This window comes from Porcipelethomonas ammoniilytica, from assembly GCF_025567485.1.
Lineage (GTDB): Bacteria > Bacillota > Clostridia > Oscillospirales > Ruminococcaceae > Porcipelethomonas > Porcipelethomonas ammoniilytica.
Genome location: NZ_JAOQKH010000056.1, coordinates 1 through 2,756 on the forward strand (window position 1 = coordinate 1; position 2,756 = coordinate 2,756).

Genomic DNA, 2,756 nt, shown 5'->3' on the forward strand with positions numbered 1-2,756 from the left:
CCGCATTTTCAGAAAGCTGCAGGGATTCCTTTATCCCGGCAATTGTTTCCGCATGAGCGATACCCTGGGAACTGCCGTCGCCGTAGATCATTACCTGTCCTACGAACATGACGGACAGTGCGCCGGCTACTATCCTGCTTAGTTTTTTGTTCATACAATTCCTCCTTCTGAATAACTAATCAAGAGAATGCATATGTTGAATTTATGCTTAGAATCAAAGAATTTTATGCTATGACAGCATTCTCTTAATTGTTGTCTGTAAATTTTTCGCCTGTCAATCAGGACTTGCGAAGCTTTCTTACTGCTTCAGGCTCCTTCGGCTGATGACAGCCGCCCCATGATGTCGAACCTGCCGCCTTTACGGCTGCAAACTTACTTGCTGATGCAAGCTTCTTAAGTATCGTATTTTTCATCTTCTCCATCTTTTCACTTCCTCTCTCATGATGGGTTATTACAATAAAAAGCAGTAATATTTACTTATTTATTGCTTTAAGTAAATATTACCGCTTATTATAGCATAAGTCAATGTTTTGTACCCCAAATGCAGATTTTGTGCCCGAAATGCAATTATATGCCTTCTTTTAACAGCACGCTTACACAAAATTCATTGTTTTCTTCATAAATATCCATCATTCCCTGATGTTTTTCTACAATATCCTTTATGGATTTTAACCCCCATCCATGTTCGTTTTTTTCGGATTTAATCGTTTTCAAATGTTTATTATGCTGCAGAACAGAATTCTCTATCGTATTTTTTATTAGCAGCTGATAGTATGCGCCAAACTTTGAAACTGCCAAAATAATTTGAGATGGTACTTCGTTATGACGGCAGGCTTCTATCGAATTATCCAGAAGATTCGATAAAATTATGCTTATATCAAATTCAAGATTTTCCGGAATTTGCACTACCATTCTGAAAGAAGTTTCAATACCATATTCCTGAGCGTCGCTGAATTTTGAGTTAATGACCGCATTCATTACAGAACTGGAGCATTCAATATGGGTCTGCAATTTTCCGATTTTTCTTTTCTTTAATTGCTCTGCATAGTTTAAAGCATCTTCCTGTTTATTCTGTTGAATCATTCTTGCAATGCAATCAATGCTGTTTCTGAAATCATGTCTGAGTACGGATATTTCCTGGTACTGCTGCTCTAATTGCCGCATTTCATTTTGCTGCTGTGCAAGCTGAACCTGCAGTAATTCTTTTTCTCGTTCCTTTTTGCTTGAAATGTTCATTTTTCTCATAAATACAAAAATAATTATATCCAATGCAGATAATAAAAGAGTTGACGCAAGATAAATATAATCGCTGATTCCTTCGTTTATGATAATTATATACATTGCAAGCCCGATAAGTAAGGTCATTAAAAAAACGGAAACAATAATTATCCATTCATTCAAATTGAAGTAGTATTTTTCTTTCTTACGTATCCATAAGATAAATTGTATTGCAGCAAAATACAGCAATTTTGTAATAAACAAACATACTATGCGGCTTATACTCTCCGATACCGTAAGCTCTGAAATATCTAAATTTGAAATTTTACTTATTAATGCAAGCGTCGGGAAATTAATGCAATAAACCAATATGTAGCTTGTTATAGACACAAAAATCTTTTCGAAATAGTTTCCTTTTAAAAATATTACAGCAAGTGTTACCTCGATTGATAAGCAGCTTAATACTAAAAAGGTTTCATTTTTAATTACAAATGTCCCTAAAAGATCAGATATTGATAATAGGACAAAAAATAATATATGTTTCAGCCAAAACAGGCGTTCTTCCTTCATACCAAAATATTGTATCAATAAATGTGCAGCAAGATAACTCTCTGCCAGTACGGCAATTATTTCAGCAATCATACAAATCATATTTTTCCTCTTTCTCTTACCATCTTCTGATATGCTTTTTTAACAACGTCGATTCTTCCTCTGCTCATTGTCAGCGATTGTCCGTCTTTTAAAATTACAGAATCATTTCTCAGTTCATAAATATATTCACAATTCACTAAAAATGTACGGTGAATACGAATATATCCATATTGATTCAATATGGACTCCAATGAATCTATTGTGTAAGTATGCGTATTAAGGCGGCTTGTAGCCTTATTTTCTTTTACATAAAATATATCGTGTCTGGATGCGTAAAAATACCAGATCTGAAATAAATTTTCAGTTACTTTTTGCTTACATTCCAAGTCAAAAGTCATCTGGCTTGATTTCATTTTTTGCTCCTGACAATACGATGCAGCCATTTCTTCAGTATCGTCTTTTAACTTATCTTTTCTGATAAAACGATATGCCGCATAACGGAATGTTTCAAAAACAAAATTATCATGATTTGATACAAATACCAATGTTACGCTTAGATTTATTTTTCTTATTTCGTCTGCTAAATTAATCCCGGTTATTTCAGGCATATCAATATCAAGGAAAATCAAATTGTATTTTTTATCATGTTGTATTCCTCGAAAATAAAATGCATCGGTATATGTATCAATCTCACATTCAACTTCATACTTATTAAATAATTTCTTTAATTCCTTCTGATATTCTGACACAAAGAATTTATCATCATCCACAATCGCAATTTTAATCATAAAAAACACCGCCAATCCCTTTCATTTGTGTTAAGTATATTTTATCACAAAATACAGGAATTTTCAACCAAATCAAAGCTTTTCCTATCGAATATCTGATAATTTTTATGATATAATAAGATAAAAGGCGATTCTATTTTTTCGTCAATTCCGTCAATT

The 2,756-nt window shown here is 33.1% G+C and carries 3 protein-coding genes; all 3 read right to left on the reverse strand.

Annotated elements, in window-relative coordinates; translation table 11 throughout:
- Positions 1-278: 278 nt before the first annotated feature.
- The 3 genes from OCV67_RS13065 to OCV67_RS13075 all read right to left on the reverse strand — a co-directional run bounded on the left by OCV67_RS13065 (position 279) and on the right by OCV67_RS13075 (position 2,597).
- Positions 279-422, reverse strand: coding sequence for a cyclic lactone autoinducer peptide (locus OCV67_RS13065; protein WP_147644373.1), 144 nt, complete (start codon positions 420-422; stop codon positions 279-281).
- 145 nt (positions 423-567) lie between these two features.
- A complete protein-coding gene (locus tag OCV67_RS13070; protein ID WP_147644374.1) occupies positions 568-1,869 on the reverse strand; it encodes a sensor histidine kinase in 1,302 nt (433 codons plus the stop codon).
- Positions 1,866-2,597 carry a LytR/AlgR family response regulator transcription factor gene (locus OCV67_RS13075; protein ID WP_147644375.1) on the reverse strand — a complete coding sequence of 244 codons (732 nt, stop codon included), beginning with the start codon at positions 2,595-2,597 and terminating at the stop codon, positions 1,866-1,868. The genes OCV67_RS13070 and OCV67_RS13075 overlap by 4 nt, the downstream gene beginning before the upstream one ends.
- Positions 2,598-2,756 lie beyond the last annotated feature (159 nt).

What these genes read in the sequence shown, in the direction of transcription:
- OCV67_RS13065 (WP_147644373.1), bottom strand. Translation starts at nt 422, where the DNA reads ATGGAGAAGATGAAAAATACGATACTTAAGAAGCTTGCATCAGCAAGT.
- OCV67_RS13070 (WP_147644374.1), bottom strand. Translation starts at nt 1,869, where the DNA reads ATGATTTGTATGATTGCTGAAATAATTGCCGTACTGGCAGAGAGTTAT.
- OCV67_RS13075 (WP_147644375.1), bottom strand. Translation starts at nt 2,597, where the DNA reads ATGATTAAAATTGCGATTGTGGATGATGATAAATTCTTTGTGTCAGAA.